20 protein-coding genes, 1 other RNA gene and 1 pseudogene are annotated in these 19,904 nt (G+C 60.2%); 8 read left to right on the top strand and 14 right to left on the bottom strand.

The window, feature by feature from the left end:
- Positions 1-182 precede the first annotated feature (182 nt).
- The 5 genes and pseudogenes from J4D25_RS24265 to J4D25_RS24280 all read right to left on the bottom strand — a co-directional run bounded on the left by J4D25_RS24265 (position 183) and on the right by J4D25_RS24280 (position 4,658).
- Entirely contained in the window at positions 183-1,400 is a 1,218-nt protein-coding gene (locus J4D25_RS24265) for a 2-octaprenyl-3-methyl-6-methoxy-1,4-benzoquinol hydroxylase (protein WP_198530251.1), read from the bottom strand.
- Between the two features lie 9 nt (positions 1,401-1,409).
- Positions 1,410-1,517: pseudogene (locus tag J4D25_RS27110) on the bottom strand (tetrameric acyl-CoA thioesterase); the annotation flags it as partial.
- Between the two features lie 37 nt (positions 1,518-1,554).
- On the bottom strand, positions 1,555-2,742 hold the full coding sequence (gene ubiH / locus J4D25_RS24270) for a 2-octaprenyl-6-methoxyphenyl hydroxylase (RefSeq protein ID WP_057712824.1): 1,188 nt from the start codon (positions 2,740-2,742) through the stop codon (positions 1,555-1,557).
- Entirely contained in the window at positions 2,739-4,073 is a 1,335-nt protein-coding gene (gene pepP, locus J4D25_RS24275; protein WP_057712823.1) for a Xaa-Pro aminopeptidase, read from the bottom strand. The genes ubiH and pepP overlap by 4 nt, the downstream gene beginning before the upstream one ends.
- Before the next feature lie 27 nt (positions 4,074-4,100).
- Positions 4,101-4,658, bottom strand: coding sequence for a YecA family protein (locus J4D25_RS24280; RefSeq protein WP_057712822.1), 558 nt, complete (start codon positions 4,656-4,658; stop codon positions 4,101-4,103).
- A gap of 194 nt (positions 4,659-4,852) precedes the next feature.
- Here J4D25_RS24280 and J4D25_RS24285 point away from each other — a divergent pair, with 194 nt between their 5' ends.
- The 4 genes from J4D25_RS24285 to J4D25_RS24300 all read left to right on the top strand — a co-directional run bounded on the left by J4D25_RS24285 (position 4,853) and on the right by J4D25_RS24300 (position 6,277).
- Positions 4,853-5,062, top strand: a complete 210-nt coding sequence (locus J4D25_RS24285) for a TIGR02449 family protein (RefSeq protein ID WP_007982902.1) — start codon at positions 4,853-4,855, stop codon at positions 5,060-5,062.
- Entirely contained in the window at positions 5,059-5,376 is a 318-nt protein-coding gene (locus tag J4D25_RS24290) for a cell division protein ZapA (RefSeq protein WP_057712821.1), read from the top strand. Before J4D25_RS24285 ends, J4D25_RS24290 begins: the two co-directional genes overlap by 4 nt.
- A 30-nt stretch (positions 5,377-5,406) precedes the next feature.
- A non-coding RNA gene (ssrS, locus tag J4D25_RS24295) (6S RNA) lies at positions 5,407-5,585 on the top strand.
- 86 nt (positions 5,586-5,671) lie between these two features.
- Positions 5,672-6,277, top strand: coding sequence for a 5-formyltetrahydrofolate cyclo-ligase (locus J4D25_RS24300; RefSeq protein WP_008048703.1), 606 nt, complete (start codon positions 5,672-5,674; stop codon positions 6,275-6,277).
- 35 nt (positions 6,278-6,312) lie between these two features.
- On the opposite strand, the gene J4D25_RS24305 is transcribed toward J4D25_RS24300, so the two are convergent.
- Entirely contained in the window at positions 6,313-6,468 is a 156-nt protein-coding gene (locus J4D25_RS24305) for a hypothetical protein (RefSeq protein WP_007982896.1), read from the bottom strand.
- A gap of 195 nt (positions 6,469-6,663) precedes the next feature.
- Here J4D25_RS24305 and J4D25_RS24310 point away from each other — a divergent pair, with 195 nt between their 5' ends.
- Positions 6,664-7,116 carry an EVE domain-containing protein gene (locus J4D25_RS24310; RefSeq protein ID WP_057712820.1) on the top strand — a complete coding sequence of 151 codons (453 nt, stop codon included), beginning with the start codon at positions 6,664-6,666 and terminating at the stop codon, positions 7,114-7,116.
- Positions 7,117-7,258: 142 nt separating this feature from the next.
- Here the strand turns inward: J4D25_RS24310 and J4D25_RS24315 are convergent, their stop codons facing one another.
- Positions 7,259-7,666, bottom strand: coding sequence for a flagellar basal body-associated protein FliL (locus J4D25_RS24315; RefSeq protein ID WP_032829534.1), 408 nt, complete (start codon positions 7,664-7,666; stop codon positions 7,259-7,261).
- A gap of 150 nt (positions 7,667-7,816) precedes the next feature.
- On the opposite strand from J4D25_RS24315, the gene J4D25_RS24320 reads away from it, so the two are divergent.
- Together J4D25_RS24320 and glpT are read left to right on the top strand one after the other, a co-directional pair.
- On the top strand, positions 7,817-8,794 hold the full coding sequence (locus J4D25_RS24320) for an NADPH:quinone oxidoreductase family protein (protein WP_057712819.1): 978 nt from the start codon (positions 7,817-7,819) through the stop codon (positions 8,792-8,794).
- A 410-nt stretch (positions 8,795-9,204) separates the two neighbouring features.
- Positions 9,205-10,554: a glycerol-3-phosphate transporter gene (gene glpT / locus J4D25_RS24325; protein ID WP_008048696.1), complete on the top strand. Its 1,350-nt coding sequence runs from the start codon at positions 9,205-9,207 to the stop codon at positions 10,552-10,554.
- Here glpT and J4D25_RS24330 read toward each other — a convergent pair.
- From J4D25_RS24330 to J4D25_RS24360, 7 genes are all read right to left on the bottom strand, one after another.
- Positions 10,530-11,198: a gamma-glutamylcyclotransferase gene (locus J4D25_RS24330; RefSeq protein WP_057712818.1), complete on the bottom strand. Its 669-nt coding sequence runs from the start codon at positions 11,196-11,198 to the stop codon at positions 10,530-10,532. The two genes, glpT and J4D25_RS24330, sit on opposite strands and share 25 nt — an antisense overlap.
- Before the next feature lie 314 nt (positions 11,199-11,512).
- Positions 11,513-12,481 (bottom strand): CDP-6-deoxy-delta-3,4-glucoseen reductase, encoded by a 969-nt coding sequence (locus J4D25_RS24335; RefSeq protein ID WP_057712817.1) that lies wholly within the window; start codon positions 12,479-12,481, stop codon positions 11,513-11,515.
- Positions 12,481-13,947: a 4-hydroxy-3-polyprenylbenzoate decarboxylase gene (gene ubiD / locus J4D25_RS24340; protein ID WP_008048693.1), complete on the bottom strand. Its 1,467-nt coding sequence runs from the start codon at positions 13,945-13,947 to the stop codon at positions 12,481-12,483. Before ubiD ends, J4D25_RS24335 begins: the two co-directional genes overlap by 1 nt.
- A 69-nt stretch (positions 13,948-14,016) precedes the next feature.
- Complete coding sequence (locus J4D25_RS24345; protein ID WP_057712816.1) at positions 14,017-16,014, bottom strand: acyltransferase family protein; 1,998 nt, start codon at positions 16,012-16,014, stop codon at positions 14,017-14,019.
- Between the two features lie 182 nt (positions 16,015-16,196).
- A complete protein-coding gene (gene rho / locus J4D25_RS24350; protein WP_057712815.1) occupies positions 16,197-17,456 on the bottom strand; it encodes a transcription termination factor Rho in 1,260 nt (419 codons plus the stop codon).
- A 247-nt stretch (positions 17,457-17,703) separates the two neighbouring features.
- Positions 17,704-18,033 carry a thioredoxin TrxA gene (trxA, locus tag J4D25_RS24355; protein ID WP_003206727.1) on the bottom strand — a complete coding sequence of 110 codons (330 nt, stop codon included), beginning with the start codon at positions 18,031-18,033 and terminating at the stop codon, positions 17,704-17,706.
- 120 nt (positions 18,034-18,153) lie between these two features.
- On the bottom strand, positions 18,154-18,861 hold the full coding sequence (locus tag J4D25_RS24360; RefSeq protein ID WP_057712814.1) for a FadR/GntR family transcriptional regulator: 708 nt from the start codon (positions 18,859-18,861) through the stop codon (positions 18,154-18,156).
- 255 nt (positions 18,862-19,116) lie between these two features.
- On the opposite strand from J4D25_RS24360, the gene J4D25_RS24365 reads away from it, so the two are divergent.
- Positions 19,117-19,902 (top strand): transporter substrate-binding domain-containing protein, encoded by a 786-nt coding sequence (locus J4D25_RS24365; protein WP_057712813.1) that lies wholly within the window; start codon positions 19,117-19,119, stop codon positions 19,900-19,902.
- The last annotated feature ends 2 nt before the right edge of the window (positions 19,903-19,904 follow it).

Genomic DNA, 19,904 nt, shown 5'->3' on the forward strand with positions numbered 1-19,904 from the left:
ACCCGCTTGCGGAGGAGTTACCAGATGTTGCACAAGCGGGAATATTGGGTGGCCGAACTGTCGCCATCGCGAGCAAGCTCGCTCCCACAGGGTTCTCCAGCGTTCACACAAATTGCATTAACACCTGAATTCCTGTGGGAGCGAGCTTGCTCGCGATGGGGCCTTTAACCTCAACAAAAATCTCAGGCCTTGGCGAGTGCCGGTAAATCCCCGATCAACCCCAGCGCTTCACGCACGAACAACGCCTTGGCTTCCGGCATTTTCTCCACCATTTTCAACCCGGTATTACGCAACCAGCGCACCGGCAACGGATCGGCCTGGAACAACCGCTCGAAGCCTTCCATCGCCGCCATCAACGCCAGGTTGTGGGGCATGCGCCGACGCTCGTAACGGCTGAGGACTTTCACATCCGCCAGGCGTTCGCCACGTGTTGCCGCTTGCAGCAACACTTCGGCCAGCACGGCGGCATCGAGGAATCCGAGATTCACCCCCTGCCCGGCCAACGGGTGAATGGTGTGGGCCGCGTCGCCGATCAATGCCAGGCCTTCAGCCACATACCGCTTGGCATGCCGCTGACGCAGGGGCACACACAGGCGCGGATCGGCGCTCAGTACTTCGCCGAGCCGACCTTCAAAGGCCCGCTCCAATGCCTTGCAGAAACCTTGCTCATCCATCGCCATCAGACGTTCGGCTTCGCCGGGTGTGGTCGACCAGACGATCGAACACCAATCCTGTTGGCCGTCCCGCTCAAGGGGCAGAAACGCCAACGGGCCGGTGTCGGTGAAGCGCTGCCACGCCGTCATCTGATGCGGTTTGGCGCAACGCACGCTGGTGACGATGGCATGGTGCAAATAATCCCATTCGCGGGTCGCCACTCCGGCCAGGCGTCGCACCGCCGAGTTGGCGCCATCTGCCGCGATCACCAGCGGCGCGCGCAGGGTGCGGCCATCGGCCAGGGTCAGCAGCCAGTCATCGCCGGAGCGGCGCATCTGCTCCAGGCGAGCATTGGCCAGCAACCCCAGGTCGCAATCGTGCAGGCGCTCGAGCAAGGCATCCTGGACCACGCGGTTCTCGACGATATGCCCCAGCACCTCGGCATGCACGCTGGCCGCCGAGAAGTGGATTTGCCCGGTGCCGCTGCCATCCCAGACCTGCATGTCGGTGTAGGGGCTGCTGCGCCGCCCGGCGATGCCGTCCCACACGCCCAGGCGCTCGAGAATCCGCTGGCTGGCGGCCGACAAGGCGCTCACCCGTGGCTCAAACGCTGCCTGAGCGTTGAACGGTTTGACGCTCATGGGGCTGCCGTCCAGCAGCAGGACTTCCAGCCCGCTGTCCTGCAACGCCAGCGCCAGGGCGCTGCCGACCATTCCGGCCCCGACAATCAGCAGATCTGCGCGCATTTCCATGCTTTAAGCCTGTCTCTCTTGCGGCTTGAGCCGCACGTAAAGGGTTTTCCCGACCCGCGCCACCCAGTGGCCGGCGCTGTCATGAATGTCGAACCTGCAAGGCAGGTATTTTATCAATCGCGCCTTGCCGAATCGGCGGATCAGCCAGTTACGCATCTGGACGCGTACCCAGCCCCATCGCCTGCCGGGCAAACCAGCGTTTGGCCGGTGGCAGAAGATCGAGGCCGAGCAAGCCGATGTTGCGCCCCAGGGACACCAGCGGCTGGGTACTGCCGAACAGGCGCGTAACCTGATCGGAGAAACCCACGGTGAGGTCCTGATCGAGACGCTGGTGTTCGCGATAGGCCTGCAACGTGGCGAAGTCGCCCAATGGTTTTTCACTGGCGAGCAAGGCATTGGCCAGGGCCTGAGCGTCGCGCAGGGACAGGTTGAATCCCTGGCCGGCAATCGGATGCAGGCTGTGCGCCGCGTTGCCGAGCACCGCCAGATGCGGGCGCACCTGTTCTTCGGCCTCGACCAGTGTCAGCGGATACAGATGCCGCGCACCCACCTGATTCAATGTGCCAAGGCGATAACCGAACACACCCTGCAACTCGCTGAGGAAGCTGCGCTCGTCGAGGGCTGCCAGGCGTTGCGCGTCCATGCCCAGGCGGGTCCAGACCAATGCGCAGCGATTATCCGGAAGCGGCAGCAACGCCATCGGGCCTTCGTCGGTGAAGCGCTCGAAAGCCATGCCGTTGTGGGCTTCGCTCGGGGTGATGTTGGCGATCAGCGCGCTCTGGTTGTACGGACGCTTGCGGATGCCGATCCCAAGTTGCTCGCGCAGGCCAGAGCGGCCACCATCGGCGAGCACCGCGAGGTCGCATTCCAGGGTGGTTTCATCATTGAGGGTCAGGCGGTAGCCGTCGGTCAGCGGCTCCATGCGGGTGACTTCTGCCGGGCAGTGCCATCTGATCACGTCCTTGTCCAGGCCTTGCCACAGGCATTGGCCGAGCCAGGCGTTTTCAACGACATAACCCAGCGCTGGAACACCCTCTTCCATCGCCGACAACCGCGCCGTCGAGAATCGACCACGGTCGGAAACATGAATCTGCTTGATCGGCTCGGCTCGGCGCGAGACTTCCTGCCAGACACCCAACCGTTGATAGATTTGCCGCGAGCCGAAGGACAACGCCGAGGAACGGGCATCGTAACTCGGTTGCCAGGTGTCACCAGGAGCAAACGGCTCGATCAACACGATCTTCCAGCCTCGGGCTTTGGCCCCGGCCTGAAGCGCCAGTGCCAGACTTGCACCGACCAGCCCGCCACCAATGATTGCCAGATTGACTCGACTCATGCTGCCTGTGCCCGCGCGGCGGCCATCAGGGCCTCTATCTCGGCGACGGTTTTCGGCACGCCGCTCGTCAATATTTCACAGCCGGTTTTGGTAACCACTACGTCGTCCTCGATGCGCACGCCGATGCCGCGCCATTTCTTCGCAACATTCTGGTTGTCCGGGGCGATATAGATCCCCGGCTCAACGGTCAGCGCCATGCCGACTTCCAGCACGCGCCACTCGCCGCCGACCTTGTATTCGCCGACGTCATGCACATCCATGCCCAACCAATGGCCGGCGCGGTGCATGTAAAACGCCTTGTAGGCTTCACTGGCGATCAGTTCGTCAACGTCACCACGCAGCAGACCCAGCTCGACCAGCCCGGCCGTGATGACCCGGACCGTGGCCTCGTGCGCCTGATTCCAGTGCTTGTTCGGGGCGATTTCGGCAAAGGCGGCTTCCTGGGAGGCCAGCACCAATTCGTAGATCGCTTTCTGCTCCGCTGAATATTTGCCGCTGACCGGAAAGGTCCGGGTGATGTCGCTGGCGTAGCAGTCGATCTCGCAACCGGCATCGATCAGCACCAGATCCCCGTCCTTGAGCAGCGCGTCATTCTGCTGGTAATGCAGGATGCAGCTGTTGCGCCCCGCCGCGACGATCGACCCGTAGGCCGGCATCTTCGCCCCGCCCTTGCGGAATTCGTAATCGAGCTCGGCTTCCAGGCTGAATTCGTGCAATCCGGCGCGACAGGCCTGCATTGCCCGTACGTGCGCCTGGGCGGAAATCCGCGCCGCCTCGCGCATCACTTTCACTTCTGCCGCCGATTTATACAGGCGCATGTCGTGCAGCAGATGATCCAGGGCAACGAATTCGTTCGGCGGCTGGGCACCGAGGTTGGCCTTGGAGCGGATCACGTTGATCCACTCCATCAGGTGGCGGTCGAATTCGGGGTTGCTGCCCATGGCCGAATACACCCGGTCACGGCCTTCGATCAGGCCCGGCAGGATGTCGTCGATATCAGTGATCGGAAAGGCATCGTCGGCGCCGAAGTCGCGAATCGCGCCTTCCTGCCCGGCACGCAAGCCATCCCACAGCTCGCGCTCGGCATTGCGTTCGCGGCAGAACAGGATGTATTCGCCATGTACGCGCCCCGGCATCAACACCAATACGGCCTGGGGCTCGGGAAAGCCGCTGAGGTACTGGAAGTCACTGTCCTGGCGGTAGACGTGCTCGACGTCGCGGTTACGAATGGCCACCGCGGCGGCGGGCAGGATGGCGATGCTGTTGGGTTCCATCTGCGCCATCAGGGCCTTGCGGCGACGGCTGTATTCCGATTTCGGGATATGGATCATGGGCAGATGGCGTTCCCTGGCAAACGATTAGTGCAGCGACGGTTTGGCGGCGGCCGGTACGTCTTTTTTGGTCTCGGAGAACAGCAGCAGCGGTGCGACGCGCAGGTACTCCATGACTTCCATGTAGTCGTTTTCGCCGTCGTCGGACTCTTCCAGGGCATCCTGCACCTGGGAAATGGCCGCCAGATCCTGCAGCACCTCGGTGGCCTCGGTACTCAGGGCGCTGCTGTCACGGCAGTTCAGGCCGAAGCCGCTGAGGAAACCCTGGCACCACTGGCCCAGTGCGACGGCACGGTCGGTGAGGGGGGCGTCATCGGTCGGCAACAGCAGAACGACGGTCACGTCATCGCCCGTTAGCTCGCCCTTGACCATCTCTTGCAAGCCGATCAAGGCGTTGCGAACGTTGTCCTGCGGCTCGCTTTCGAGCAGTTCGGCGGCGTCGATCAACCACTCTTCGGCATTGAAACCGGCGCCGGCACAGCTGCGGCCGAGCAGCAGGCCATGCAGTTCGGCAGGCGAGACGTTATGACCGCTGGAAGTCAGCAGGGTGGCGAAGGCTTGGTACGGGGAATTCTGAATGGTCATGGGCAGCTAGGCGCCAGACGGCGCTATGTCTAGAATGAAGGCCTTGTATCCTACATCGACTACCCCTGTAGGAGCGAGCTTGCTCGCGATGGTCGTCAATGATAACGCTGGGTACCTGACACCCTGCGGCGTTCTCGGGTTCATCGCGAGCAAGCTCGCTCCTACAGTCCGTCACCCATCAGACAGTGAAGACAATGGAAGACACCGACCTGCAAGCGCTGATGGCCAGACTCGAACTGCTGATTACCCGAGTCGAGCAACTTAAGAGTCAAAACGGACTCTTACTAGCTCAGGAAAAGACCTGGCGCGAGGAACGCGCGCACCTCATTGAAAAAAACGAAATCGCCCGGCGTAAGGTCGAATCGATGATTTCGCGCCTCAAGGCCCTGGAGCAAGACTCATGAGTTCAAGCAATAGCGTCACCGTGCAGATCCTCGACAAAGAGTATTCGATCATCTGCCCACAGGAAGAGCGCAGTAATCTGATCAGCGCCGCCCGTTATCTGGACGGCAAGATGCGCGAGATCCGCAGCAGCGGCAAAGTCATCGGCGCCGACCGTATCGCCGTGATGGCCGCGCTGAACATCACCCACGACCTGTTGCACAAGGAAGAACGGCCGGATATCCAGGCCAGCGGCTCGACCCGCGAACAAGTGCGTGACCTGCTCGATCGCGTCGATCTGGCGCTCGCCACCGATCCGGATGTCACCAAAGGCTGATTCGCGCCGCCGCTTGCGGTATAATCCCCTCACTCCCTGGGGTGCTTGCCAGTTGGCGATGTCCCTGAGCCGATTTGCTATACCCTGGAGGTTGCACGTTGGGCTGGTGTGCATGTCCGCTAGACGGAAAGCCTTAAAGCCTACTGCATCTTCCACCTTGAACTTTCGGGTTCAAGGGCTAAGTCGACAGCGGCACATTCGGGGAGCCTGATTTCAGTCCAATGCCGGTTTTGATACCGGCATTGGCGTTTTTACGGGTACGCTTCACGTATCCGCATTGTTGAAGCCCGAATACATGACCGAACCTGCGCTGCTCCCCCGCCCGCAACTTCGACGCATGCTGCGCAAGGCCCGCCGCGCACTGACACCCAGTCAGCAACGCCAGGCCGCTCGCGGGCTGTACAAGCAATTGGCCCAGCAACCGCTGTTCCGCCGCGCCCGACACATCTCGCTCTATCTGCCGACCGATGGTGAAATCGATCCGCGTCTGTTGCTGCGCGCCGCGCAACGCCGGGGCAAAGCCACCTATCTACCGGTGCTGAGCGCCTGGCCGCGAACCAAAATGGTGTTCCAGCGCATCCGTCCCGGGGAAAAACTCAAACCCAACCGCTTCCGTATTCTCGAACCACGGGCCAACCTCGCCCGGCAGCGCAAGATCTGGGCGCTGGATCTGGTGCTGTTGCCATTGGTGGGTTTTGACGATGTCGGCGGACGCCTGGGAATGGGCGGTGGTTTCTACGACCGGAGCCTGGCCTACCTGGCACGACGAAATGACTGGCGCAAGCCGACGCTGTTGGGGCTGGCCCATGAATGTCAGAAAGTGGCGCGATTGGCTCAGGCGAGCTGGGATGTGCCGCTGCAAGGAACGGTGACGGACAAGGCCTGGTATTACGCAGGCTAGGCGCCACTTCGATCAGTGGCGCCGAGGCAACAGGATCAGCGCTTGAAGGCTGTCGACTGTTGCTGCAATTGGGCGAGTTCGACCGGCGCATCGGTCTTGTTGGCCCATAGGCTTTGGGCATAGCCAGTGGTCACGACGCCAAGGCCAAACAAAATGACCAAAATCCATAGTAAATCCGGTTTGCGTTTCATCGATTGCCCCCCAAAGGCACATCAACACGATGACAGCAGCGGTTTCCGTTTGTAGGCCGTGCAGCAGCGTCAAGCTTTAAAGGCCGGCATTTTGCGACAACGTGAACCGCTGCGCAAATGCTGACGTCAACCGACTGTCGGTTTGTCATAAAATCGCCGACAAGCTGCTCAATCACCACGCAAGGAGCAAAAGACATGGCCTATTGGCTGATGAAATCCGAGCCCGACGAACTCTCGATCAAAGGGCTGGAAAAGCTCGGCAAAGCGCGCTGGGACGGGGTTCGCAACTATCAGGCGCGTAATTTTTTGCGTGCCATGGCGGTGGGGGATGAGTTCTTTTTCTATCATTCCAGCTGCCCCGAGCCTGGCATCGCCGGAATCGGCAAGATTGTCGAAGCCGCGTATCCGGACCCGACGGCGCTGGAGCCAGAGAGCCATTATTTTGACCCTAAGGCCACCCCGGATAAAAACGCCTGGAGTGCGATCGACGTAGCACATGTGGAAACGTTTGCCCGGGTGCTGAAACTGGATTATCTGAAACAGCAGACGGCGCTGGCCGAGTTGCCACTGGTGCAGAAAGGCTCGCGGTTATCGGTGATGCCGGTGACGGCGGAGCAATGGGCAGCGGTGATTGCCTTAAAGCCTTGAGTCATTTGTCGCCTGGACTGGCCTCATCGCGAGCAAGCTCGCTCCCACAAGGTTCTGCGGTGGACATGTGATTGTGCTTCAACACCAATCCACTGTGGGAGCGAGCTTGCTCGCGATGACGCCAGCTCAAGCAATTGAAGTCTTACTGAATGATCAAGTTGTTGAACAACAAATCCTCAACCACCGGCTTACCGGTTTCGTCGTTCATCACCTGTTGGGTCTGTTTCAGGGCTTCCTGACGCAGCTTTTCCTTGGCCTCGACGTTGTTCATCGTCTCGGTGGTCTGCTGGGCGAACAGTGCGACCAATTGATTGCGGATCAAGGGTTCATTGGCCTTCACCGCCTTGGCAGCCTCGTCACCGGTCACCCGCAACGCCACATCGGCCTTGTAGACCTTGAGTTTCGGCGTGCCGTCCAGTCCGTAGTTACCCACGAACGGCGGGCTCAGGGTGATGTAACTGACCTTCGGAGCTGCATCTTCTTTGGCTTCTTCGGCCACCGCTGCCACAGGCAGAGACAGGGCCAGCATCAACATGATCCACGCTTTCAAAATTCGCTCCTTATCCGGTTTGCGGCCTAGCATAACGACCCGCCGCGCAAGCACAAGCTTATGGCTGACTATCAGGGCCGGGCATGCTCGTTGACCCATCGACCCACACACCTACACTTATCGGCCATCACTCCCAAAGGAATAGCCCTGATGAAAGCCGTGCTGTGCAAAGCCTTCGGCCCTGCCGAATCGCTGGTGCTGGAAGACGTCGCCAGTCCTGTCGCGAAGAAGAATGAAATCCTGCTGGACGTGCACGCCGCCGGGGTGAACTTCCCCGACACGTTGATCATCGAGGGCAAATACCAGTTCAAGCCGCCCTTCCCGTTTTCGCCGGGTGGTGAAGCGGCCGGCGTGGTCAGCGCAGTGGGTGAAAAAGTCAGCCACTTGAAAGTCGGTGACCGGGTCATGGCCCTGACCGGCTGGGGCAGCTTTGCCGAGCAGGTCGCCGTGCCGAGCTACAACGCACTGCCGATCCCGCCATCGATGGACTTCAACACCGCCGCCGCCTTCAGCATGACCTACGGCACCTCGATGCATGCCCTCAAGCAACGCGGCAACCTGCAACCGGGTGAAACCCTGCTGGTACTGGGTGCTTCCGGTGGTGTCGGCCTGGCGGCGGTGGAAATCGGCAAAGCCATGGGCGCCCGGGTGATCGCGGCGGCCAGCAGCGCAGAGAAACTCGCCGTGGCCAAGGCCGCCGGCGCCGACGAACTGATCAACTACAGCGAAACCAGCCTGAAGGACGAAATCAAGCGCCTGACCGACGGCCAGGGTGCCGACGTGATCTACGACCCGGTCGGCGGCGACCTGTTCGACCAGGCCATCCGTGCCATCGCCTGGAACGGCCGCTTGCTGGTGGTCGGCTTCGCCAGCGGTCGCATTCCCGAATTGCCGGTCAACCTGGCCTTGCTTAAAGGTGCGGCAGTGCTCGGCGTGTTCTGGGGCTCGTTCGCCCAACGCCAGCCGCAGGACAACGCGGCGAACTTCCAGCAGTTGTTTGGCTGGTTTGCCGAAGACAAGCTCAAACCTCTGGTGTCCCGGGTGTATCCGCTGAGCAATGCGGCGCAGGCGATCAATGACCTTGGCCAGCGTAAAGCGGTGGGGAAAGTGGTGGTGCAGGTTCGCTGAATCTCTCTGCAAACAAGCGCGGCCATGTAGCCGCGCTTTTATTGCCGTCAAAGCAACACCCGAATCTCCTCCGGCAAAAACCGCACATACCGACTCGCCGGATGTGCGCTACACCGCTGCACAATCGAACGGACGCTGGCATTGAGCTTGGCAATCAGAGCCAGACGTTTCTCTTCCGGCAATTGAGTCGGTGAAAGCGAGTGGGTCAGGTAACTGCGAGTCCAGCTGAAAACCGAAAGCAGGTAACACTTCCTACACCGCCCTTCACTTACATCTGAGCGACATGTTCATAAAGGAACGCGCGACTTCCAACATTTCCGCTGTTTTGCCGATGAGAACCGGTGCTATTTTCGGTAACGAAACTGTAATATTCGTATCCGCAGTCAAAACAAGAAATCTGGAGCTCTTGAATGTTTGCTTTCTTTCGTCCTGCCGCACATCAGGCTCCATTGCCTGAAGAAAAAATAGACAGCACCTACCGACGCCTTCGCTGGCAGATTTTCGCCGGCATTTTCATTGGCTATGCCGGTTACTACCTGCTGCGCAAGAACTTCTCCCTGGCCATGCCGTATCTGATCGATGAGGGCTACTCCCGTGGCCAGCTGGGTCTGGCGATGTCCGCCATCGCGATTGCCTACGGTCTGTCGAAGTTTCTCATGGGCCTGGTGTCCGACCGTTCCAACCCGCGCTTCTTCCTGCCATTCGGTCTTCTGGTATCGGCTGGGGTGATGTTCATTTTCGGTTTCGCGCCCTGGGCGACGTCCAGCGTGACCATGATGTTCATTTTGCTGTTCATCAACGGCTGGGCGCAGGGCATGGGTTGGCCGCCGAGTGGCCGGACCATGGTGCACTGGTGGTCGCAGAAGGAACGTGGCGGCGTGGTGTCCGTCTGGAACGTGGCGCACAACGTCGGCGGTGGCCTGATCGGCCCGTTGTTCCTGATCGGCATGGGGCTGTTCAATGACTGGCACGCCGCGTTCTACGTGCCGGCAGCCGTGGCGCTGGCAGTAGCGGTGTTTGCCTTTGTGACCATGCGCGACACCCCGCAATCGGTTGGCCTGCCGCCGATCGAGCAATACAAGAACGACTACCCGGAAGGCTACGACGCCAGCCACGAAGAGGAATTCAGCGCCAAGGAAATCTTCGTCAAATACGTGCTGCGCAACAAAATGCTCTGGTACATCGCCTTGGCCAACGTCTTTGTCTATCTGCTGCGTTACGGCGTGCTGGACTGGGCACCGACCTACCTGAAGGAAGCCAAGGGTTTCACTGTGGATAAAACCTCGTGGGCGTACTTCTTCTACGAGTGGGCAGGTATTCCGGGCACGCTGCTGTGCGGCTGGATGTCGGACAAGATCTTCCGTGGCAACCGTGGCCTGACCGGCATGGTGTTCATGGCGTTGGTGACGGTCGCGACGCTGGTTTACTGGCTCAACCCGGCCGGCAATCCGATGGTCGACATGATCGCGCTGCTTTCCATTGGCTTCCTGATCTACGGTCCGGTGATGCTGATCGGCCTGCAGGCGCTGGAACTGGCACCGAAGAAAGCTGCCGGTACGGCGGCGGGCTTTACCGGTCTGTTCGGTTACTTGGGCGGTTCGGTCGCGGCCAGTGCAGCGATGGGCTACACCGTGGACCATTTCGGTTGGGACGGCGGTTTCGTGCTGCTGGTCGGTGCCTGCCTGTTGGCGATGGCCTTCCTGGCCCCGACACTACGGCACAAACAAATCGCCAGTCAGGGCCGCGAAGCACTCGCTTGATCGGTCTTTGATTTACAGCGCTTGAGCCGCGCCTCCAGATTCCGGTCTGGCATGGCGTGGCTGCGCAGGGCGTGCGCGGTCTGCTCGACATAATCGCGAGTGGTACCGTAGCGCCCGCAAGCGTTTTCGAACACATGGCTCAGCACATGGTCCGGCAAGTTGCCGGCATAGCTGGGCAGGTGTCGTTCCAGCACAAAGCCCAATGCCTGAACCTGGCTGCCATCGTCGAGGCGGCAGTTGAGCCAGTGCGGGCGGTAGGAAGGGAAAGGCATCTCGCGCTGCCAAAGTGCGTAGAGCGAGGCTTCGAGTTGCTCTTCGGGCAAGCGATAGGCGAAACCGCTGCAAGAACCGCCGCGATCCAGGCCAAACACCAGGCCGGGCATTTCCGGGGTGCCGCGATGTTCGTGGGACCACAGGTACAACCCGCGATGGTAGCCATGCACCCGGCCGCGAACCCGCTCAACCGCCGTGCATTCAGGGCGCCAGATCAGCGAGCCATACGCAAACAGCCACACCGGCCCGCCCTTGTGGCGCGCCATGGTCGATTGCATCGAGCTGAGCAGTTGTTCGTGAGTGAGCTGCGGCCCCAGATCGAGCCGCGGAGGGTAAGCCAGATTCAAAACAGCAGATTCAATGGCGCTCATGGCGAATAGCGTTCAGCTCCCCGCGGGTGAAGAATTACTTAATAGAACGCACGGCTGTAACAATAAGGCACATAAGTTTTAAGGCAATTTAAATGCCATGGCACAGTTCTTAATGAATTGCCTGGACAACATATAACCTACCGGCATTTATATGATTTTATAAATACCGATGGGCTATATAGAGAGTTATAACAGGATAACCTGTAGGAGCGAGCCTGCTCGCGATGGTCGTTAACGATTACGCGGGAAGTCAGGCTGCCCGCGGTGTTCTTGGGCCCATCGCGAGCAAGCTCGCTCCTACAGGGTGTGCAGCATCAGGATCTTGGTGCGTAGGCAAATACGTCGGCACGCATCTGGTGGGCATCCATTCCCGCTTCCACCAGCGCATCCAGCGTGCCGTAGACCATGGCCGGAGAGCCACTGGCGTACACGTGTAGCGGCTTGAGGTCAGGGAAGTCTTCACAGACCGCTTCATGCAACATGCCGCACCGCCCTTCCCAACCGCATTGATCGCTGACGACCTTGTGCAGGAACAGGTTGGGCAACTTCAGCCATTCGTCCCAATGCTCGATCTGATAAAAATCTTCAGGACGACGCACGCCCCAATACAGATGCACCGGGTGCTTGAAACCCGAGGCCCGGCAATGCTCGATCAGACTATGGATCTGGCCCATGCCGGTACCCGCGGCGATCAGCACGAGAGGACCGTATGGCAACTCCTCCAGGTGGGTATCGCCAAACGGCAATTCGATCCGCACCATGCTGTTGCGCTGGAGCTGTTCGATCAGGCTCAGCGCACTGGATTCGCGCGCCAGTACGTGGATTTCCAGGTCGCGTCCCGCATGCGGTGCCGAGGCGAGGGAGAATGCGGACTTTTCGCCGTTCTCCCGTTCGATCATCAGGTACTGGCCAGCGTGGTAGCGCGGCGGTTTGCCAGCCGGAGCCCGCAGACGCACGCGCCAGGTGTCGCCGCCCACCTCCTTGCACTCAATGACCTGACACGACACGCTGCGCACCGGCAGTTCTCCCAGCGCGAGCACGCCATCCCACAGCACGATGCAGTCTTCCAGCGGCTCCGCTATGCAAGTGTAGAACTCGCCATGGTCACGCACATTGCCAGCCTGCTCGACCCGGCCTTCCACCAGCAGCGCCGCGCACACGTGGCAATTGCCGTTGCGGCAGCTTTGCGGGCATTCGTAGCCCAGACGTCGTGCGCCATCGAGAATCCGCTCGCCGGGCAATATCTCAAGCACTGCTCCGGAGGGCTGCAAGGTTACACGCATCAATCTATTCCTAACTGATTCCAGATGGCATCGATCCGCTGGGTCACGGCATCGTCCTTGACGATGACCCGGCCCCATTCGCGAGTAGTTTCGCCCGGCCATTTATGCGTGGCATCGAGGCCCATTTTCGACCCCAGGCCGGAAACCGGCGAGGCGAAGTCGAGGTAGTCGATCGGCGTGTTGTCGATCATCACGGTGTCGCGCTTGGGGTCCATGCGCGTGGTGATGGCCCAGATCACGTCGTTCCAGTCCCGGGCGTTGATATCGTCGTCGGTGACGATAACGAACTTGGTGTACATGAACTGTCGCAAAAACGACCAGACACCCAGCATTACCCGCTTGGCGTGGCCCGGATACGACTTTTTCATGGTCACGATGGCCATGCGGTACGAGCAACCTTCGGGCGGCAGGTAGAAATCGGTGATCTCCGGGAACTGCTTCTGCAGGATCGGCACGAACACTTCGTTCAATGCCACGCCGAGGATCGCCGGCTCATCCGGCGGACGGCCGGTGTAGGTACTGTGGTAGATCGGCTTGATCCGATGGGTAATGCGCTCGACGGTGAACACCGGGAAGCTGTCGACTTCGTTGTAGTAACCGGTGTGGTCGCCGTATGGGCCTTCATCGGCCATCTCGCCCGGATGGATCACGCCTTCGAGGATGATTTCGGCGGTGGCCGGCACTTGCAGGTCGTTGCCGCGACACTTCACCAACTCAGTGCGGTTACCGCGCAAGAGGCCTGCGAAGGCGTATTCGGAAAGGCTGTCGGGCACCGGGGTCACGGCACCGAGGATGGTCGCCGGGTCAGCGCCCAGGGCCACGGAAACCGGGAACGGCTGGCCCGGATGCTTTTCGCACCACTCGCGGTAATCCAGCGCGCCGCCACGGTGGCTCAGCCAGCGCATGATGACCTTGTTGCGACCGATCACTTGCTGACGGTAGATGCCGAGGTTCTGGCGATCCTTGTTCGGGCCTTTGGTGACGGTCAGGCCCCAGGTGATCAGCGGACCGACGTCGCCCGGCCAGCAGGTCTGCACCGGCAGCATGGCCAGGTCGACGTCGTCGCCTTCGATGACCACTTCCTGGCACACCGCGTCCTTGACGACTTTCGGCGCCATCGAAATGATCTTGCGGAAGATCGGCAGCTTGGACCAGGCATCCTTCAGGCCTTTGGGCGGCTCGGGTTCCTTTAGGAACGCCAGCAGCTTGCCGATCTCGCGCAGCTCGCTGACCGACTCGGCACCCATGCCCATGGCGACCCGCTCGGGGGTACCGAACAGGTTGCCGAGCACCGGGATGTCATAGCCTGTCGGCTTTTCGAACAACAGCGCCGGGCCTTTGGCACGCAGCGTGCGATCACACACCTCGGTCATCTCCAGCACTGGAGAGACGGGGATCTGGATGCGTTTCAACTCTCCGCGCTGCTCAAGCTGCTGCACGAAATCCCGAAGATCCTTGAATTTCATTGATGATGGCACCCGAAAAATAGGCGTACATCCTACCTGCTCTGCCAGCCGCTGGCAGCTTATCGCTGCTTATCTGGATGCATTCACCTGCGGTTTCCCCGGGTTTGCCCTGGCTTGCAGGCTGACAAACAGCGGTTCGAGGATCGGCGCCACGAACCGCGCACCGACTTCCGAGAGGTGATTGTCATCGGTGTACAACGAGTAGCCGCCGCGTTCGGCGCGGCACAGGCCGCTCGCATCACACAGTCTTGGCGCCGGGTCCACCACCTGTACCGCCGGGTCCTGCGCCAGTTGTGCGAATAATTGACTGATGAATGCCTGGCGCTTGTGATGCTCTGCGAGCGCCAGCCCGACATCGTCGACCGAACGGGCCAGCATTGCCAGACGGGTGAGGCGATACGGTGGGCTGAAGGCCTGCAACGGCGCCTCTTTTACCAACCAGACCCGATGCCCGCCGGCACGCAATTGCGCGACCCGGGTACGCAAGCCATCGGCCAGACGTTGTTCGGCAATTGCGCGGTCGTAATGCCCGTCAGGGCTTTTCAGAACGTGGCCCAGATCACCTTTGGCATCGCCGTAGAGGTATAGGCTCCAGTGCGCAACCAGCACCACATCGCTGACAGCTTGCGGCTTCAGGGCCTGCTCAACGCGTTGATTGAACCGCGCACAACGCGCATCGTGCTCCAGGCCTTCGACAGGCAAACAGCCAGCAGAACTGGCGAGCATCACATTGACGCCATGGGCCTTGGCACCCTCGTCGAAAACCGGAATCAACGCCGTGGCATGGCTATCGCCCCAGACAAGCGCTGGGGGCAGGCGGTTTTGCGCGCCATAACGGCAGAACAACTTGTCATCCGGCGTCTTGTCATCGGCCAGGCAGGCCATCAGCTCTGGCCGCCATTCGCGACCCTTGGCGTATTGCAGGGCCTGGTCAGACAGACGCCATGGCAAGCCGTCGGTCCATCGCAAGGCTTGTCCGGCCAGGCCGAGCACCAGGACGCCGCAGGCGCCAGCGAGCAGAATCTGCCGGCGCCCGGCGAGCAGGCGACGCTCACGAAACGGGGTCTCGACGAATTTCCAGGACAGATAACCCAGCAACGGCGTCAGTAAAATCAACCCGGCACTGTCGAAAACACTCGTTTCACCGACGCTGGCATAGCTGGAGAATACGAACACCGGCCAGTGCCACAGGTACCAGGAATATGAAATCAGACCGAGGCCGACCATTATCCGACTGCTCAAAAACTGACCAACCCAGGTTTCACGATGACCGTTGGCCAGAATCAGCAGCACCACACCCGGCACCGGCAGCAACGCCGCGACACCCGGGAATGGCGTGGCCTTGTCATAACCGAACACCGCCAACAGGATCAGCAACATACCGAGCAGGCTCAGCCACTGCGCCGCCATCGGCTTGAGACGCCATGCAGACTTGGGCGCTACCGCCAGCATCGCACCGGCCAATAGCTCCCACGCACGCATAGGCAACAGGAAGAAAGCTTTTTCCGGATGATGGGCGACAGCCCACACGCTCAAACCAAAGGACAGCAGCAATACGCTGAACAGTGCCAGTCGCCAATGCTTGAGACGGCTCGACAGCAGTGTCAGCAGCAACGGGAAGACGATGTAAAACTGCTCCTCCACCGCCAGCGACCAGGTGTGCAGCAGAGGCTTGAGATCGGAGGCGACATCGAAATAGCCGTCCTGGCGCATGAACAGGATGTTGGAGACGAACATCACCTGGTAACGCACCGATCGCCCCAGCTCTTCGTAATCCTTCGGTGCCAGCAAAAACCAGCCGACCGCCAGCACCGCAATGATCATCGCGAACAACGCCGGCAAAATCCGCCGCGCACGCCGGGCCCAGAAATCGACGAAGCTGAATTGCCCGGCCTGGCGCTGACTCCAGATGATCGACGTGATCAGGTAACCGGAAATCACGAAAAACACGTCCACGCCGACAAAGCCGCCGGTAAACCCAGGAACGCCAAAGTGAAACAGCACGACGGCGATCACCGCCACTGCGCGCAAGCCGTCGATATCCCTTCGATAAGCCAGTGAGCTCATAAGCATTAAACCAGTCAGATCGTTATTTTCAGCGCGCTTGAGCATCGCCCCCGGAGATGACTGCAAACGCGGCTGGTTGAAGTGCTAACCAACTGACCTTGGCCAATCAAAAACCTCCCATGGCCCAGGCAAAAAAAAGGCGCCCCACCGGGGCGCCATTCTCTTGAACTCAACGGGCGATGTTACTTGCGCTTCATCGACAGGAAGAATTCGTCGTTGGTCTTGGTCGTTTTCAGCTTGTCGACCAGGAACTCGATGGCAGCAATTTCATCCATCGGGTGCAGCAGTTTGCGCAGAATCCACATGCGCTGCAGCTCGTCGTCGGCGGTCAGCAACTCTTCGCGGCGGGTGCCGGAACGGTTGATGTTGATGGCCGGGAACACGCGTTTTTCAGCGATGCGGCGATCCAGAGGCAGCTCCATGTTGCCGGTGCCTTTGAATTCCTCGTAGATCACTTCGTCCATCTTCGAGCCGGTTTCAACCAGCGCGGTGGCGATGATGGTCAGCGAGCCGCCTTCTTCGATGTTCCGCGCGGCGCCGAAGAAACGCTTCGGTTTCTCCAGGGCGTGGGCATCGACACCACCGGTCAGTACCTTGCCGGAGCTCGGGATCACGGTGTTGTAGGCGCGAGCCAGACGAGTGATGGAGTCAAGCAGGATCACCACGTCTTTCTTGTGCTCGACCAGGCGCTTGGCCTTCTCGATCACCATTTCGGCAACCTGCACGTGACGGGTTGGCGGCTCGTCGAACGTCGAGGCAACCACTTCACCGCGCACGGTGCGCTGCATTTCGGTTACTTCTTCCGGACGTTCGTCGATCAGCAGCACGATCAGGTGAACTTCAGGGTTGTTACGCGCGATGTTCGCGGCAATGTTCTGCAGCATGATCGTCTTGCCGGCTTTCGGCGGTGCAACGATCAGACCGCGCTGGCCTTTACCGATCGGGGCGCACAGGTCGATGACACGACCGGTCAAGTCTTCGGTGGAACCGTTACCGGCTTCCATCTTCATGCGCACGGTCGGGAACAGCGGGGTCAGGTTCTCGAAGAGAATCTTGTTCTTCGCGTTTTCCGGACGGTCGAAGTTGATCGTGTCGACCTTGAGCAGCGCGAAATAACGCTCGCCTTCCTTTGGAGGGCGGATCTTGCCAACGATGGTGTCACCGGTGCGCAAGTTGAAACGGCGGATCTGGCTCGGCGAGACGTAGATATCGTCTGGACCTGCGAGATAGGAAGCGTCAGCGGAGCGCAGGAAGCCGAAGCCGTCCTGGAGAATCTCCAGCACGCCATCACCGGAGATTTCCTCACCGCTTTTCGCGTGCTTCTTGAGCAGGGAGAAAATCACGTCCTGCTTGCGCGAACGGGCCATATTTTCTATGCCCATCTGTTCGGCCAATTCGAGCAGTTCGGTAATCGGCTTTTGCTTGAGTTCAGTCAGATTCATATAGGAATGACGTAATCATTTATGGAGGGGGGAAATTAAGCTTTTGGCTTAATGAGGCCGCGCCGCGGAGAAGGCGACAGGATCGCGTACTTATTCGAAAAGGAGTGCGTCGGCGACGGCTAGCAGGGGGCAATGGAGAAACCAGTGCGGGGCCGAATGTACCATCTGAGTTTAGGAGCGTCTAGCCCTGAATACGCAAAAAGCCCCGCTATTTGCGGGGCTTTTTCAGGACACTTTGCAACGACGCTTAGATGTTGGCGTCGAGGAATGCAGCCAGTTGCGACTTCGACAGTGCGCCGACCTTGGTCGCTTCAACGTTGCCGTTCTTGAACAGCATCAGGGTTGGGATACCGCGCACGCCATGCTTGGCCGGGGTTTCCTGGTTTTCGTCGATGTTCAGCTTGGCAACGGTCAGCTTGCCTTTGTAAGTCTCGGCAATCTCGTCCAGAACAGGAGCGATCATTTTGCAAGGGCCGCACCATTCAGCCCAGTAATCGACCAGTACAGCGCCTTCGGCCTTGAGTACGTCGGCCTCGAAGCTAGCGTCGCTAACGTGTTTGATAAGATCGCTGCTCATGGAATTCTCCAGGTTGTAAGCAAAAAAACGTGGCCCATCATAGCGGTCCTTCCCCCGTTCAGGAAGGTGCAGATGATTGAGTCTCGCTATGGTGATCCATGAGTTTGGGTATAGCTCAGGTCATGAAGTGGCGGGAGCGATGAACGCGATTCCGGTGCGCAACGCGGCGTTACGTACGTGCTCTTGCATGGCCTTTTGCGCGGCGCCAGACGCTCGGCGAGCCAGCGCACGAAGGATTTTGCGGTGTTCCTGCCAGGTTTCCATGGCCCGCTCGACCCGGATGAACGGTAGCTTCTGGCTTTCCAGGAAGATGTCGGCGCTGGCGGTCAGGATGCTCAGCATCGCCTGATTGCCGCTGGCCAGCAGGATGCGGCGGTGGAATTCGAAATCCAGGCGGGCCGCGGCTTCGAAGTCGCCGGACTTCAGCTCATTGCGCATGACGGCGACATTGTCTTCCAGCGCATCGAGTTCGTCGGTGCTCAAGGTTCCGGCCGCCAACCCCGCAGCAAAACCCTCCAGCGCATAGCGCAACTGAAAGATGTCCAACGGCGAAGCCTGCGCCGCGAACGGCCAGCCCGGCGCCGCATCGCCCCGCGGTAGCTCCACGGGCGATTGCACGAATACGCCTTTGCCCGGCTGGATACTGATGACCCCCAGCGCACTCAGCGATGACAACGCCTCGCGCAACGACGCCCGACTGACCCCCAATTGCACCGCCAGGTCCCGTTGCGAGGGCAAGGCATCCCCCGGCCCGAAGCCCTGTTCGGTAATCAGTTTGCGGATGGCTTGCAGCGCCACTTCAGGTACGGCGCGGGAGATCGAGTTCATGGTTTTCCAGACGAACCAGCCAATGTGCGCTCAGTTGTAAAGCTATTCGTGACGTCCGGCAAGTCGTGCCCCATGGGGGTTCGGAGATTTTCACGGCTGCGCCATCGGGGTGCGAAAAGCAACCTGACTGTTCAGACCAGTAAGACCGTGCGACGCCAGTAAAACCGTGCCCTGGCGCCCTCAAAACCCCATGTTGGCATGGCCCATGCTCTGTCGATCCGCAGAAATCACTTCTTGCCGATCCGGAGATTTGCCATGACCCAGCGTTACAGCGCCCTCCTCGCAGCCTTGTTCGCCAGCCTGATGCTGAGCCAGGCACCCGCCCACGCCGATGGTCTGGAGGATGTGGTCAAGCGCGGCGTCCTCAAGGTGGCCGTGCCCCAGGACTTCCCGCCATTCGGCTCGGTCGGCCCGGACATGAAACCCCGCGGCCTCGATATCGACACTGCGAAACTGCTGGCCGACCAGCTCAAGGTCAAACTCGAACTGACCCCGGTCAACAGCACCAACCGCATCCCGTTCCTCACCACCGGCAAGGTAGACCTGGTGATCTCCAGCCTCGGCAAGAACCCGGAGCGCGAAAAAGTCATCGACTTCTCCCGCGCCTACGCGCCGTTCTACCTTGCCGTGTTCGGTCCGCCAGACGCCGACATCAAGGGCCTGGACGATCTCAAGGGCAAGACCATCAGCGTCACCCGTGGTGCCATCGAAGATATCGAGCTGACCAAGGTCGCCCCCGAAGGCGTGACCATCAAGCGTTTCGAAGACAACAACTCGACCATTGCCGCGTACCTGGCTGGGCAAGTCGACCTGATCGCCAGCGGCAATGTGGTGATGGTCGCCATCAGCGAGAAGAGCCCGAAACGCGTGCCGGCGCTGAAAGTGAAGCTCAAGGACTCACCGGTCTACGTCGGCGTGAACAAGAACGAGTCGGCGCTGCTGGACAAGGTCAACCAGATTCTTGTGACCGCCAAGAGCGACGGCGCACTGGAAAAGAACGCCCTGACCTGGCTGAAAGAACCGCTGCCGGCCGATCTCTGATT

It is taken from the genome of Pseudomonas sp. GW456-L13 (assembly GCF_017350115.1).
Lineage (GTDB): Bacteria > Pseudomonadota > Gammaproteobacteria > Pseudomonadales > Pseudomonadaceae > Aquipseudomonas > Aquipseudomonas jessenii.